Annotated in this window: 13 protein-coding genes; 12 read left to right on the forward strand and 1 reads right to left on the reverse strand. The window is 53.0% G+C overall.

Translation table 11 applies throughout. The features are described 5' to 3' along the window. Nucleotides 1-14: 14 nt before the first annotated feature. From yqeC to LAJLEIBI_RS05445, 12 genes are all read left to right on the forward strand, one after another. Entirely contained in the window at nucleotides 15-779 is a 765-nt protein-coding gene (gene yqeC, locus LAJLEIBI_RS05390) for a selenium cofactor biosynthesis protein YqeC (RefSeq protein ID WP_170254061.1), read from the forward strand. Next, nucleotides 763-2,118, forward strand: a complete 1,356-nt coding sequence (gene yqeB / locus LAJLEIBI_RS05395) for a selenium-dependent molybdenum cofactor biosynthesis protein YqeB (protein ID WP_006441911.1) — start codon at nucleotides 763-765, stop codon at nucleotides 2,116-2,118. The genes yqeC and yqeB overlap by 17 nt, the downstream gene beginning before the upstream one ends. A gap of 19 nt (nucleotides 2,119-2,137) precedes the next feature. Next, entirely contained in the window at nucleotides 2,138-4,696 is a 2,559-nt protein-coding gene (gene xdh / locus LAJLEIBI_RS05400; RefSeq protein ID WP_006441912.1) for a selenium-dependent xanthine dehydrogenase, read from the forward strand. 168 nt (nucleotides 4,697-4,864) lie between these two features. Continuing rightward, nucleotides 4,865-5,713: a molybdate ABC transporter substrate-binding protein gene (gene modA / locus LAJLEIBI_RS05405; protein WP_006441913.1), complete on the forward strand. Its 849-nt coding sequence runs from the start codon at nucleotides 4,865-4,867 to the stop codon at nucleotides 5,711-5,713. A 45-nt stretch (nucleotides 5,714-5,758) separates the two neighbouring features. Next, nucleotides 5,759-6,436 carry a molybdate ABC transporter permease subunit gene (gene modB / locus LAJLEIBI_RS05410; RefSeq protein ID WP_006441914.1) on the forward strand — a complete coding sequence of 226 codons (678 nt, stop codon included), beginning with the start codon at nucleotides 5,759-5,761 and terminating at the stop codon, nucleotides 6,434-6,436. Continuing rightward, the gene (locus LAJLEIBI_RS05415) at nucleotides 6,433-7,449 is read left to right on the forward strand and encodes a sulfate/molybdate ABC transporter ATP-binding protein (RefSeq protein WP_006441915.1); all 1,017 of its coding nucleotides are present in this window, start codon (nucleotides 6,433-6,435) and stop codon (nucleotides 7,447-7,449) included. Before modB ends, LAJLEIBI_RS05415 begins: the two co-directional genes overlap by 4 nt. 5 nt (nucleotides 7,450-7,454) lie before the next feature. After that, nucleotides 7,455-7,823, forward strand: coding sequence for a winged helix-turn-helix domain-containing protein (locus LAJLEIBI_RS05420; protein WP_040434680.1), 369 nt, complete (start codon nucleotides 7,455-7,457; stop codon nucleotides 7,821-7,823). Between the two features lie 96 nt (nucleotides 7,824-7,919). After that, nucleotides 7,920-8,672: a DUF975 family protein gene (locus LAJLEIBI_RS05425; protein ID WP_040434682.1), complete on the forward strand. Its 753-nt coding sequence runs from the start codon at nucleotides 7,920-7,922 to the stop codon at nucleotides 8,670-8,672. Between the two features lie 37 nt (nucleotides 8,673-8,709). Further along, on the forward strand, nucleotides 8,710-10,407 hold the full coding sequence (gene ade / locus LAJLEIBI_RS05430) for an adenine deaminase (protein WP_006441918.1): 1,698 nt from the start codon (nucleotides 8,710-8,712) through the stop codon (nucleotides 10,405-10,407). A 65-nt stretch (nucleotides 10,408-10,472) separates the two neighbouring features. Further along, the gene (locus LAJLEIBI_RS05435; RefSeq protein WP_006441919.1) at nucleotides 10,473-11,390 is read left to right on the forward strand and encodes an alpha/beta hydrolase; all 918 of its coding nucleotides are present in this window, start codon (nucleotides 10,473-10,475) and stop codon (nucleotides 11,388-11,390) included. A gap of 4 nt (nucleotides 11,391-11,394) precedes the next feature. After that, nucleotides 11,395-13,215, forward strand: a complete 1,821-nt coding sequence (locus LAJLEIBI_RS05440) for a DUF6320 domain-containing protein (RefSeq protein ID WP_006441920.1) — start codon at nucleotides 11,395-11,397, stop codon at nucleotides 13,213-13,215. Between the two features lie 42 nt (nucleotides 13,216-13,257). Further along, nucleotides 13,258-13,437 carry a hypothetical protein gene (locus LAJLEIBI_RS05445; RefSeq protein WP_006441921.1) on the forward strand — a complete coding sequence of 60 codons (180 nt, stop codon included), beginning with the start codon at nucleotides 13,258-13,260 and terminating at the stop codon, nucleotides 13,435-13,437. Nucleotides 13,438-13,525: 88 nt separating this feature from the next. Here LAJLEIBI_RS05445 and LAJLEIBI_RS05450 read toward each other — a convergent pair whose 3' ends face one another. Next, on the reverse strand, nucleotides 13,526-14,293 hold the full coding sequence (locus LAJLEIBI_RS05450; protein WP_006441922.1) for a GntR family transcriptional regulator: 768 nt from the start codon (nucleotides 14,291-14,293) through the stop codon (nucleotides 13,526-13,528). Nucleotides 14,294-14,330 lie beyond the last annotated feature (37 nt).

The following is a 14,330-nucleotide window of genomic DNA, read 5'->3' on the forward strand; positions in this document are numbered from 1 at the left end:
TGTGAGGCATGAATATGATACGAAGTTACAGAAGCAGCAGACCAATTGAGAATGAGAGCCTGAAGTCAGCACTTTTGCTGGACGGGTTTTCTGCGCCTATCATTTCCATCGTGGGCGCGGGGGGCAAGACGACGATCATCCGGCAGCTTGCCCGGGAATATGAGGCAGAAGGGCAGCCGGTCATCGTTACGACGACGACGCATATGTGGCAGCCGGACGATGGCTTTTATCTAAGTTCTCCGGATCTGGAGCTTTTGTACCGGATGCTTAAGCATAAGAGGCCGGTGTGGGCAGGGTATCCTGAACCGGACGGAAAGATGAGCGCGTTTCCGACGGCATTTCTGGAAGCGGTCAGAATGCTGGCCGTGCCGGTCATCATAGAAGCGGACGGGGCGAAAGGGCAGCCGCTTAAAGTACCCGGCGCGCATGAGCCGGTACTATGGGGCAAGACGATGGTGCTTCTGGGCGTGGCCGGCCTGGACGCTGTGGGCGGACGTATCAGGGAGGTATGCCACCGGCCGGAAGAGGCGGCCGCATTTCTCGGAAAGGATATGGACGACAGGCTGGAGTGCGAGGACATCGCAGCGATCGGCCTGAGTGATATGGGGATGAAGAAAAGTATGGATCCGTTTATGAAGTTTCACATTATTCTGAATAAGGCAGACAACGCAGAGCGTATCCGTATGGGAGAAAGAGTTGCCGGTCTGTTTGCGGAAAAAGGATTTTATAATGTAGTCCTCACGGCGGGACTTGGAGGCACATATGAATGTACTGATTAAAGGAGCCGGCGACCTGGCGACAGGGATCGCGTACGAACTGTTCCGGCGCGGGCACAGGATCATAATGACGGAGCTGCCGGTCCCTCTCACGGTGAGAAGGTCGGTGGCCATGTCGAGGGCTGTCTGTGAAGGCAGCGCCGTGGTGGAAGGAATGACAGGCGTACTCGTGACAGATATAGAGGAAGCACAGGCGGTGATGGACAGCGGGAAGATCGCTGTCATCGTGGATGAGGCGGCGGATATCCGGAAGGAATTCTGCCCGGATGTGCTCGTTGACGCCATCCTGGCCAAAAAGAACACGGGTACATCCAGGGAGGACGCCCCGCTTGTCATAGCAGCCGGTCCCGGATTTACAGCCGGCGTGGATTGCCACTGTGTCATAGAGACGAAGCGGGGACATACGCTGGGCTGTGCCATATGGGAGGGCAGTGCGCTCCCGAATACAGGCGTGCCCGGAGAGGTGGGCGGCTATTCGAGAGAGCGGCTCATACAGGCTTCTGCGGACGGAGTGATGGAGCAGGAAGCTGAGATCGGGGATGAAGTGTCGGCCGGCCAGATCGTGGCAGTGACCGGAGGGAAACCGGTCTATGCAAAGATGTCCGGCATGATAAGAGGGATGCTGCAAAGCAAAGCGCCGGTCAAAAAGGGAATGAAGATCGGGGATATTGACGCCCGTCTTGACCGCCGCTATTGTGTCACGATCTCCGACAAGGCAAGATGCGTCGGAGCAGGGGCGGTGCGCGCGGCAGAGCAGTATTATGGGACATACGCGGTCGTAGTGCTGGCAGCAGGACAGGGGCTCCGGTTTGGCGGCGGCAAGCTGCTTGCGGATGTGGAAGGCAGGCCTTTGTACCGGCATCTGTTCGATACGCTGGCAGAACTTCCGGATGTGTGGAAAGTTGTTGTCACGGGGGAGAAAGCCATTATGGAAGATGCCGCAAAGAGGGGGATGGCGGTCGTTAAGAACACGCAGCCGGAAAGAGGCAGTTCCCGCTCTATGAAGCTCGGGCTTAAAGCATGTCTCGATACACTTCCGAATCTGAGAGGCGTTCTGTTTACCGTCTGTGATCAGCCGCGGCTGACTGCCGGTACCTTTGTAAGGCTTCTTCGGACGGCCGAACAGAATCCGGGACGGATCGTGCGCGCGTCCGCAGGCGGCCGGGGCGGGAATCCGGTCGTATGGGACGCGGCATATGCCGGGGAACTCCTGGCAGCAACCGGGGACAGGGGCGGCCGGCCGGTAATGGAAAAACATGCGGAAGAAATCATTTTAGTAGAGATAGAAAAGGAAGAGTTGCATGACATAGACAGGAAAGCTGACCTTACTGGGGAACAGTGAGGCAGTAAGGAGGTGCCGTATGTACACATTGGTGGTCAACGGACAGACATATGAGGTCACGAATGATAAGAGACTGATCCGGTTCCTGCGGGATGACCTGCACCTGACCTCCGTTAAAGACGGGTGCAGCGAGGGCGCCTGCGGGACATGTACCGTCATCATAGACGGGAAGACGAACCGGGCGTGCATCCCGCTTGTGTCAAAATTGGCAGGGAAACAGATCGTTACAGTGGAGGGGCTCAGTGACAGGGAAAAGGACGTGTACGGATATGCGTTCGCCAAAGCGGGGGCGGTTCAGTGCGGCTTCTGTATTCCCGGAATGGTCATGTGCGCCAAGGCGCTCATCGATGAACATCCGGATCCTTCCAGGCTGGAGGCAGCGGCGGCCATAAAAAACAATGTGTGCCGCTGTACAGGATATAAAAAGATCATAGACGCTGTCCTGCTCAGTGCAAAGCTGTTCAGGGAAGAGGCGGATGTGGGAGAGGATAAAGGGATCGCCCCGACAGGCAGGGCCATCCAGCGGATCGATGCCAGGCAGAAGGTGCTTGGAACAGGGGAGTACGTAGATGATATGTATCTGGACGGAATGATATATGCCAGCGCGCTCCGCTCGGCGTATCCGCGCGCCAGAGTGACAGCCATACATACAAAGGAGGCGAAAGCGCTGCCGGGCGTTGCCGGCGTGTTTACGGCTGCGGATATCCCGGGAAGCGTAAAGGTCGGGCATCTGAAACAGGACTGGGACACGATGATACCGGTCGGAAAAGAGACGCATTATCTCGGCGACGCGGTCTGTATCGTGGCGGCGGAGACGCCGGAGATCGTGGAGGAGGCCAAGAAGCTTGTCAAGGTGGAGTACGAGGAGCTGACGCCGGTGCTTGATCCGTTTGACGCCATGAGGGAAGACGCTCCAAAAGTACACAGTGACGGCAATATCCTTGCGCACGAGCATCTCGTGCGGGGAAACGCGGATGAGGTGATCCAGGCCTCCCGATACAAAGTGACAAATCACTATGAGACACCGTGGACGGAGCATGCGTTTCTCGAACCGGAGGCGGCCGTAGCCATGCCGTTTGACGGCGGGGTGTTCATTTATTCCACGGACCAGGGAACCTATGATACACAGCACGAATGTGCCATGATGCTCGGGATCCCCCGGGAAAAGGTCATTGTGGAAAATAAGCTTGTCGGCGGAGGCTTTGGCGGCAAGGAAGATGTGACGGTGCAGCATCACGCGGCGCTTGTGGCCTATCTGACAGGCCGTACAGTGAAGGTGAAGCTTACGAGAAAGGAAAGTATTCTCATTCATCCGAAGCGGCATCCGATGTGGATGGACGTGACGACGGCCTGTGATGAGAACGGATACCTGACAGCCATGAAGGCGGTCGTCGTATCGGACACGGGGGCATATGCGTCGCTCGGGGGTCCGGTGCTCCAGAGGGCGTGCACCCACGCGGCAGGGCCCTATAACTTTCAGACGGTAGATATCGACGGCAGAGCTGTGTATACAAATAATCCGCCGGCCGGCGCGTTTCGAGGTTTTGGTGTGACGCAGACGTGCTTTGCGTCGGAGATGAATCTGAATCAGCTGGCAGATATGGTTGGCATCACACCGTGGGAGATCCGGTACCGGAACGCCATACGTCCGGGGCAGGTGCTGCCGAACGGCCAGACAGCCGATGCGTCAACCGCAGTGGCGGAGGCACTGGAGGCGTTGAAGGAGCGGTACGACAGGGAACCTTATGCCGGAATCGCCTGTGCCATGAAAAATGCCGGCGTCGGCGTCGGACTTCCGGACTGGGGCCGGTGCCGTCTGCTTGTGAACGCCGGGAAGGCAGAGATACACGCCGGGGCGTCCTGCATCGGGCAGGGACTAGGAACAGTGCTGACTCAGATCGTCTCAGAGACTGCCGGCCTTAAGCTGGAAGAGATCTCTTACGAGCAGCCGAACACGTCCAGGGCGCCGGATTCCGGAACGACGTCCGGTTCCAGACAGACGCTTGTGACCGGCGAGGCGGCAAGGCGGGCGGCAGAAGAGCTGCGTGCGGATCTGTCAGAGTACGGCCTGAAAGAGCTGGAGGGAAGAGAGTATTTCGGCTCGTATCTGGCAAAGACAGATAAGATGGGAAGCGATATTCTGCATCCGGTATCCCACGTGGCCTATGGTTATGCGGCCCAGCTGTGCGCACTCAATGAGGATGGCACGGTGAAACTGCTGGCGGCGGCCCACGATGTGGGGAAGGCGGTCAATCCGGTCAGTGTGGAAGGACAGATAGAAGGCGGCGTCGTGATGGGGATGGGGTTTGCCCTGACAGAACAGTACGTGCTCGAGAACGGTGAGCCGAAATCAAAGTTTGGCACCCTTGGTCTTTTGAAGGCCGACAAAGTGCCGGAAATAGAACCGATCATCATAGAAAAGCCGGGAGTTGAGGCGGCGTACGGGGCGATCGGCATCGGAGAGATCACATCCATACCGACGGCGCCGGCCATAGCGGGAGCATTTTATAAATGGAACGGACAGTTTCAGACAAAACTGCCGCTTTCAGGCACGCCTTATGAGAAAAAGAAAAAGTAGTACCGGCTGACAGGCAGGTAAGTGTACAGGGACAGACGTTTCCGTCCGGACAAAGTCTGTCCCTGCAAATAAGCAATCGAGTTGTTTTTAAAAACAACTTGATGTATAATTTAGCTGAATGAAGTATGTTGTGTTCAGATGAAATGAGAAGGAGGAGGATCACAAGTTATGAAAAAAAGAAGCAGAATACTCGGGGTACTTATGGCAGCAGTTCTTGCGGGCACATTTGTGAGCGGATGCGCCGGCGCCGGGGATGCGGACGAGAAGGCGGATACGAAAGAAGAGAAGCAGGAGACGAAGACGGACGGCAAAGAACCGGTGACGATCCTGGCGGCAGCGGCGGCCAGTCTGGAATATTCTTATACGGACGAGCTTATCCCCATGTTCGAGAAGAAGTATCCTTATATTACCGTGAAGGGTACGTACGACAGTTCCGGAAAGCTGCAGACGCAGATCGAGGAGGGGCTTGAGGCGGACGTATTCATGTCAGCTGCCGCAAAGCAGATGAACGCACTGGCGGAGGAGGCACTGGTGGACAAGGACTCGGTCGTGGATCTGCTCAAGAATAAGATCGTACTGATCACCGCCCGGGACTCTGATCTGGACCTGAAAGAATTTACAGATATCACGAAGGCAGATTCGATCGCCATCGGCGATCCGGCCAGTGTTCCTGTCGGCCAGTATTCTGAAGAGTCACTGACGAGCCTCGGCATCTGGGATGAAGTGTCCGCAAAGGCAAGTCTTGGCACAAATGTGACGGAGGTACTGAACTGGGTGGCGGAAGGAAGCGCCCAGGCAGGGATCGTATATGCCACAGATGCGGCGACCACGGACAAGGTAAAAGTAGTGGCGGAGGCGCCAAAAGACAGTCTGGCGGAACCGGCCGTCTATCCGGCAGGTATTGTCTCCGCCTCTTCGCACAAGGAGGAGGCCCGGCTGTTCCTGGATTTCCTTAAAAGCGACGAGGCCATCGCTGTATTTGAAAAGTATGGATTTACAGATAACAATGCAGACTAAGGGAAGTACATCTCATAAAAGACCACAGGACAGAAGGAGGATGACATGGATATAGCCCCTGTAATGATCTCTCTTAAAACAGCAGTTTTCTCCATTGTGTTTACATTTTTTGCCGGGATTCTGGCCGCATATCTCGTAGTGCGCATCCAAAACGAGAAGGTGAAAATGGTGTGGGATGGTCTTTTAACGCTTCCGCTCGTTCTTCCCCCGACGGTTGCAGGCTTTTTTCTGTTGTATATATTTGGGGTGAAACGGCCGGTGGGCAGTTTCTTTGTGGAGTATTTCGGCGTGAAGATCGCTTTTTCCTGGGGCGCGACGGTACTCGCGGCGGCGGTGATCTCTTTTCCGCTTATGTACCGTTCCGCCAGAGGAGCGTTCGAGCAGGTGGATGAGAATCTTATTTATGCCGGAAGGACACTGGGCATGTCAGAGGCTTTCATTTTCCGCAGAGTGCTTCTGCCGAATGCGCTCCCGGGGGTACTCTCCGGCGGAATACTTGCCTTTGCCAGAGGGCTTGGCGAATTCGGAGCCACGGCCATGATCGCGGGCAATATCGCGGGCAGGACGCGGACGCTTCCGCTGGCCGTCTATTCTGAGGTGGCGGCGGGAAATATGGAAGGCGCTTACAAATATGTGCTCATACTCGTGCTCATTTCGTTCCTTGCAGTATCTGGAATGAACGTGGCGGCGGGGATGTTCAGAAAGCAGGGCCGGAGGAGATGATGGGACAGATATATGCACGTATTCACAAAGAATATAAGAATTTCAGACTGAACATGGAACTTTCCGTGCCGGGACAGGTACTCGGTGTCCTCGGGGCATCGGGATGCGGCAAGAGTATGACGCTGAAGGCCATAGCGGGTATTATCACTCCGGATAAAGGAAAGGCTGCCGTCGGCGAAAGGATTGTTTATGACAGTGACAGGAAGATCGATCTGCCGCCACAGAAACGCAAGGTCGGATATTTGTTTCAAAACTATGCGCTTTTTCCCAATATGACAGTGTATGAGAATATAGCGGCTGCGGCGGGGAAGGACAAGTCCCTCGTCAAGAGTCTCATCCGCCGGTTTCATCTGGAGGAGACGCAGGGGCTCTATCCGGACAGGCTGTCGGGGGGACAGCAGCAGAGGACGGCTCTTGCAAGAATTCTTGCATCCGGGCCGGAGGCGCTGCTGCTGGACGAGCCGTTTTCTGCGCTGGACAGCTATATGAAGGAAGAGCTTCAGATGGAACTAAAAGAGCGTCTCCAGGAGTTTGGCGGGCCGGTCATGATCGTAAGCCATGACCGGGATGAACTGTACAGACTCTGTGACCATATTATGGTCATGTCCGCAGGTGAAAATCTTATCTGCAAAGGGACGAAAGAGTTGTTTGAGGATCCTGAGAAAATGGAGGCCGCCAGGCTTACCGGCTGTAAGAATATCACGCCTGCGGTCCGCGCCGGTGAGCGGGAAGTGGAGGCCAAGGAGTGGGGCGTGCGGTTTACGCTGAACAGGAAGATTCCGGAACGGCTTAAGTATATCGGCATCCGGGCGCATGATTTCCGGCCGGCCGGGGCGGACGGCCAGATACGTGTAGAGGCGGTGAGCGTGACGGACGCGCCGTTTGAGCGGAATGTATTATTTAAAAATGCGGACTGTCCGCGCGGTACGATGTGGATGAAGCTGGATGGAAGGGACGGGCAGATCCCGGAGCGGGTCAGTGTGCGGGAAGATAAAATATTATTGTTGGAGTGATGGGTATGCTTCACGTGGAAGTGAAAATTAAAATATGCGGGAAGGAGCAGGTGTTCGGTCCCGGGATCGCGCAGCTTTTAACAAATGTCAGGAAGTCCGGTTCTGTGAAAGAGGCCTGCGGGCGGATGGGCATGTCGTACAGCAAAGGGTGGAAGATCGTCAACCGGGCGGAGAAAGAGCTTGGGATCAGGCTCATAGAACGGCAGCACGGCGGGAAAAGCGGAGGGAGCTGCCAGGTGACGGAGCAGGGCTTAAAGATGCTGGAACGGTTTGAGAGTATGGAAAAAGAGCTGGAAGGGACCGCCGCAGAGATGTTCCGAACGTATTTTCCGGAATATGAAGCGGAGCGCCGCACAGAAGCAGAAACTTTGTAAAGTTTCTGCTTTTTATAGATTTCACTCTTCGTCTGGAGTATAATGGATTCAATATTATAAACAACAAACATGTATAAACGAGGAGGAAACTATAATATGTGGAACAGAGTGGAACTAAAGATGCGGGGAAAGCAGGCGTTTCAATATAATTACTGGCCGTGTGTCGGGGCGGCGTTCATTATGTCGGTCATATCCATGGTATTCAATTCCGGCGGGGCAGGACGGAGCACGCAGACTCTGAGGCAGACAACGTATTACCATGACAGTACGGACTTGTGGAACGGATCATCCTATGCGGATACTTTTTCCGGGGGACTGCCTGCGCTTGGAGCGTTATTCGGAGCTGTCGCAGTCATGATGGCGCTGTTTGGCACGCTGCTGATGATATTCGTGGGAAATGTGCTGGAAGTCGGAGGAAAACGGTTTTTTGTCCGCAACCAGACAGAGCGTGTGAGCGTAGGTACGGTACTGGACGGTTTCCGGTCGGGACATTACGGCAATATCGTGCTCACAATGTTTTTGAGGGATCTGTTTACATTTCTCTGGTCATTGCTTTTCATCATACCGGGCATTGTAAAGTCATATGAATACCGGATGATCCCGTATATTCTCTCTGAGAATCCGGGCATGAGTTATAAAGAGGCGTTCGCCATCAGCAAGCGGATGATGACAGGACAGAAGCTGGAGACATTTATCATGGACCTGTCTTTTATCGGCTGGTATCTGCTCGGCGGGATCACCTGTGGTATCGTGAACATTTTTTATGTTATGCCTTATGTGGAGGCGTCGTTTGCGGAGATGTATTCCTTTAACCGTGCAAAAGCTTATGGAGAAGGTTATATCAGATAATTCAATCATAAATTCATTTACGTAAGGGGGCAGCGTTATGGAACTGAAAGAATACCGGCGGTGCGCCGATGTGGCCAGACATCATGAGAAAGCAGAGCTTGTGCTGAAGAACGCAAATGTGGTGAATGTATTTACCGGAGAGATCCTGTCCGCCGACGTGGCGGTCTCGGACGGGAAGATCGCGGGTATCGGAACTTATGAGGGAGAAAAAGAGGAAGACCTTGGCGGGAAGTATCTCTGCCCCGGTTTTATAGACAGTCATCTTCATCTGGAATCTACGCTCGTTACCCCGGCGGAGTTGATCGTCCAGGCGGCCAAATGCGGGACGACGACGTTTATCGTAGACCCGCACGAGTCGGCCAATGTGGCCGGGGAGGCGGGGATCGGCTATATCCTGGAACAGACGGAAGACGTGCCTGCGAATGTGTACGTTATGATGCCGTCCTGCGTGCCGGCCACCGCTGTGGATGATAATGGGTGTGAGTTTACGGCCGACAGGATGAGGCCGTATCTCGGACATCCGAGAGTGCTTGGGCTTGGCGAGGTGATGGACTATGTGTCTGTCGTGGGCGGAGACGCCCGCATGCATGAAAAGCTTGGGTTATTTGAAGGCAGGACGCTGGACGGTCATGCGCCCGGGCTTTCGGACGATGATATCCAGGCTTATGCCATGGCCGGAATCGGCACGGATCATGAGTGCATTGATTTTGAGTATGCGCTGAAGGAGCGCCGGTGCGGCATGACGATACTCATACGGGAGGGCAGTGCGGCCAGAAATCTGGACGCCATTGTAAAAGGGATCGTGGAGCGTGGAACCGGTACGGAGGGATTCTGCTTCTGTACAGACGACAAACATATTGAAGATATACAAAGAGACGGGCATATTAACTATAATGTCAGGAAAGCGGCTTCTCTTGGAATTCCTGTTATCCATGCCATACAGATGGCCACCATCAACGCGGCAAGGTGTTACGGCCTGCGGCACCTCGGCGCCATTGCGCCCGGATATCAGGCGGATATGATCGTGTTCGACGATCTGGAGAAGATGAACGTTCTGGACGTGTACCACAGGGGAGTGAAGGTGGCGCGAAATGGAAGCGGCGGGGTCAGAGCCTGCCCGGAAGAGCTGAAGCATACGGTGCGTCTGGAACATTTTTCCCGGGAAAGCCTGAGGCTTCTGAAACCGGACGGACCGTACCATGTGATCCAGATGCAGGAAGGCCAGATAGTCACGAAAGATATCGTATGTGAGATTCCGGGGAAAAAAGAGTTTACAGCGGACAGAGAATATAATAAAATTGCAGTTGTGGAGCGTCATAAGGGAACCGGAAAGACGGGCGTCGCAGTTGTGTCCGGGTTCAATCTGAGCGGCGGGGCGGTGGCATCCAGCGTGTCCCACGATTCCCATAATATCATCGTCATCGGTGATAATGATGCGGATATGGAGCTGGCGGTAAATGAACTTATACGCACCCAGGGCGGCTACACCGTTGTAGAAAACGGCAAGGTATATGAGACGCTGGCGCTGCCCATTATGGGACTGATGAGTGACGCAGGGTATGAAAACGTAGATAAATTATTAAAAAAAATGATAAGAAAGGCACACGAGATGGGAGTGCCGGAAACCATGGAGCCGTTCATCACACTGTCGTTCATGGCGCTTCCCGTTATCCCGGAACTTCGCATTACACCGAGAGGACTTTTCAATGTAAAAGAGTTCAAATTGTGTGAATAAATTCAAAGGGGTCAGACCCCTGTGCATACAGGGGGTCTGACCCCTTTGAAAAATGAGGAAATTGTATGACAATAAACAAATCAATGAGAAGGGTCCTGAAGGCGCTGTCTTTTGACGGCATTGAGGTGGAGGCATCGAGGAATCTGGCCAATCTGAAGGCGATCGATCCGATGAAGATATTTCACAAGACGATCGACTATAAGATATATAACGGCGAATATGAGATACCGGTGAGGATCTATCTGCCGAAAGAGAAGGTGGTGGACGGACTTCCTGTACTTCTGTTTTTCCACGGCGGCGGATGGGTGACGGAGAGCATAGACAATTATGAGCGTATCTGTGCGAGAATGGCTGCCGATACCGATCACATCGTTGTGTCGGTGGATTACCGGCTGGCGCCTGAGTACAGGTTCCCGACCGGCCTGGAAGACTGTTATGCGGTCGCGGAGGCTATATTTACGAAGCGGTTCATCCTGAACGTGGATCCGGAACAGATCACCATAATCGGTGACAGCGCCGGAGGGAATCTGGCGGCGGCGGTATCGCTCATGGCCAGAGACAGGGGCGTGTTTCTCCCGAAGAAGCAGATCCTCATATACCCTGCGGTCAACTGGGATTACAGCGAAGCCTCGCCGTTTGCCTCCGTCAGGGAAAATGGGTCGGACTATCTGCTTACTGCGGGAAAAATGCGGGATTATATAGAACTTTACCTGTCGTGTGAGGACGATAAGAAGAATAAATATTTTGCCCCTTTGATGGAGACTGATTACAGTGATCAGCCGAAAACGCTTGTGCTGACTGCCGAGTATGATCCGCTCCGGGATGAGGGTGAGGAATATGGGCACCGTCTGAGAAAGGCGGGGAATGAAGTTGAAATTCACCGGATAAAGGACGCCCTGCATGGTTATTTTGCTCTGGGGATAAAATATTACCATGTACAGGAGAGTTTTGAACTGATCAATAATTTTTTAAGGGAGGACTAACGAGGTGTTCCAGCAGAAGAGGGCATACTGGAGAAATCTGGACAATGCCGCGAAACTTTTTTCAGCCACAAGCAGCGCCAGGGATACGAGAGTATTCCGGTTTTACTGTGTACTAAAAGAAAATATTGACAGGGATATTCTGCAGGAAGCTTTAAACCGGACGATTAAAAAGTATCCGGTCTTTCTGTCGGTCATGAGAAAGGGACTGTTCTGGCATTATCTGGAGAGAAGCGAGCTGCGCCCGGAAGTAAGGGAAGAGTATAAGGAACCGTGCAGTTGTCTGTACGTGCGCGATAAGAAGGCGCTTCTTTTTGAAGTAACATATTTTGAAAAGCGTATCAACTTTGAAGTGTTCCATGCACTGACGGACGGAACGGGAGCGACGGAATTCCTAAAAGAGCTCGTGGGGAACTATCTCAGTCTGGCGCACGGAGGGGAAAGGCCGGCTGCTGCGGACTTTAAAGAAGCCGGTCCTACGGTGCAGGATCAGGAAAATGACAGCTTTTTGAAATATTATTCTCCGGATGCAAAGCGTAAGAAAAAGAAAAAGATCCGTGCCTATCAGATTAAAATGATGAAGAAAGAGTACGGTGAACTGCAGGTGACGGAAGGGACTGTCTCTGTCCGGGAGCTTCTTGCGGTATCGCGCGAAAAAGGCGTGTCCATGACAGTGCTGATGACCGCCGCGCTCATGTGCGCGATCCATGAGGAAATGACGAAGATCCAGGAGAAGAAAACGGTCGTACTTATGGTGCCCGTGAATCTGCGGAAGTTTTTTCCGTCGGAATCCATGCTCAACTTCTTCGGCTGGATAGAGCCGGGCCACCGTTTCGGTGAAGGGAGGGACAGCTTTGATGAAATACTTAATGAGGTAAAAAAATATTTCAGCGACTATCTGACGAAGGAACATATCGCCGGGCACATGAATGAGCTTATCGCGTTTGAAAAGCACAAGGTGCTGAAATGGGCGCCGCTGGAGATCAAGAACCGCTGCATCAGGGCAGGGGCAAAGCTGGCGGAAAAAGAAGTTACCGCTGTGTTTTCCAACATGAGCGCGGTAAAAATGCCTGCGGAGTATGAACCTTATATCGAAAGGTTCGGTGTGTTCACAAGTACGCCAAAGGTGGAATTATGCGTCTGTTCGTACAACGATACGCTGACTTTCGGTTTCACATCCCGTTACGACAGCTCAAATATCCAGAGAAATTTTTTCCGTATTCTGTCGGAGCTCGGGGCGGACACGGAAGTGGAAGCGCCTGTATATCCGCAGGAGGTTAAGCCGAATTATGAGGGAAAGAAATTCTTTAAATATTTTTCCTTCTGCTGCATCGCCGCGATCGTGGTCGGCGTTATGCTGAATGCTATCATATCGCCCGAACGGCGATGGGCAGTGTTTGTGGCGGCGGGCGCATTCAGTATGTGGCTCGCGCTGGCCATCGGATTTTTCAAACGGAATAATCTGCTGAAAAATGCCATGTGGCAGCTGCTCGTCGTCAGCATCGGATGTATCATATGGGATGCGTTTACCGGCTGGCATAAATGGTCTGTGAACTTTGTCCTGCCTGCCGTCTGTGTCATAATAGAGCTGTCCATGCTTATTATCTCAAAGCTTCAGTCACATACGGCAAGGGAATATATGATCTATTACGTGATGGCATCCGCGTACAGTATATTCGTTCCGTTCATACTGCTTCTGACGAAGGTGATAACAGTGACAACTCCGGCCGTGCTCTGCGCCGGGCTGAGTTTTCTGTTCCTGCTTGCGCTCATCATATTCAAAGCGCGGGAATTCAAAGAAGAAATGCAGAAAAAATTTCATGTATAGAGCGTGGCAGGCCCGGCATACTAACCATGAGGTGATGTCACAATGATAGATAACAGTGAACTTCCAATCGGTTTTACGATGGAGCTGGCGATGCACTCAGATATCCTGAGTGAATTTGCGTCCATGCCAAAGGCAAAGCAGGACGAGATCGTGGAAGGCGCCAGAAAGGTAAAAAGCCGGGAAGAGATGAGAAGCTATGTGGAAAATATAGCGGTCTTCTAAAAGGGGACAGGTTAAAACGAAGTTGGGGACGGGGGAAAATTAATTTTCCCCCGTCCCCAATTTCGTTTTAACCTGTCCCCTTTGGATGTCATATTGACAGCTCCCTCGGTTCAATGCCTTTGTAGGCAATGGAATAGTCGCAGCGGTAAGTGAGCCGGAGTCTGACGTTATACTCCAGGATAGAATCCCTGGCGTAGGTGATGCGGTCTATCCGAAGGGCCGGAGTCCCGGCAGCTACATTCAGGCAGGAGGCGTCTTCTGTTGTGAGAGCCACTGCCGTAAATGTTTCGCTTACCCGGTTGAGAGCGCCCCTCATCTTGGCATCGATGGAATACACATGGGCAGCCTGGTTCTCGGCAAACTTTGCGCGTTCGTCTTCTGTGAGAGAGGCGGTGGGTACATAAGTGCAGTCTACTGCGACAGGAGTGTCGTTGGAAAGCCGCACTCTTTTCACATAATAAAGCTCATCATTTTCCGTGATCCTCAGCTGTTCCATGATCTGCGCCGCTTCCGGAAGATCTTTTACAAGCGTAAAGGTCTGGGTAATATATTCGGATCTTGGCCTCATGCCCCAGTGTACGGTTTCTTCTGCCAAACTGTAATATTTCTTTGTATGCATTTCAAGCGCGTAATAATTCACAAAGCTTCCTCGTCCGGGTATCCGCTTTATATACCCTTCATTCGCCAGGTTGTTGAGTGTTCTCCTGGCTGTTATTCTGCTTACATTATAGTGTTCGCAGATTTCTGACTCTGACATGATCCTGTCCCCTTCTTTTAATTCCCCGAGACGAATCTTTGATTTCAAGTCTTCCTGAATTATAAAATACAGAGATTCTGTTGCCTTTTTCTTAGCCATAATCCTAACCTTCCTTACATGCTCTGTGATCCTTACA

It is taken from the genome of [Clostridium] hylemonae DSM 15053 (genome assembly GCF_008281175.1).
In the GTDB taxonomy this organism is placed as follows: domain Bacteria; phylum Bacillota; class Clostridia; order Lachnospirales; family Lachnospiraceae; genus Extibacter; species Extibacter hylemonae.